The organism is Blautia sp. AF17-9LB, assembly GCF_003479185.1.
In the GTDB taxonomy this organism is placed as follows: Bacteria; Bacillota; Clostridia; order Lachnospirales; family Lachnospiraceae; genus Fusicatenibacter; species Fusicatenibacter saccharivorans.
This window is the reverse complement of sequence record NZ_QUGU01000004.1, coordinates 261993-262306: the sequence shown is the minus strand read 5'-3', so window position 1 is coordinate 262306 and position 314 is coordinate 261993. Positions and strand designations below refer to the sequence as shown.

Below are 314 nucleotides of genomic sequence, written 5' to 3'. Positions count from 1 at the left end.
CGGTTGGGTCACTGACTTCGGGCGTTACCAACTCCCATGGTGTGACGGGCGGTGTGTACAAGACCCGGGAACGTATTCACCGCGACATTCTGATTCGCGATTACTAGCGATTCCAGCTTCGTGCAGTCGAGTTGCAGACTGCAGTCCGAACTGAGACGTTATTTTTGGGATTTGCTCCACCTCGCGGCTTTGCCTCCCTTTGTTTACGCCATTGTAGCACGTGTGTAGCCCAGATCATAAGGGGCATGATGATTTGACGTCATCCCCACCTTCCTCCAGGTTATCCCTGGCAGTCTCCGCAGAGTGCCCAGCTT

At 54.5% G+C, this 314-nt stretch carries 1 rRNA gene (only partly in view); it reads right to left on the bottom strand.

Features of this window, described 5'->3' with window-relative positions:
• A 16S ribosomal RNA gene (locus DWX00_RS06605) occupies positions 1–314 on the bottom strand (its annotated part continues 1177 nt past the right edge of the window); the annotation flags it as partial.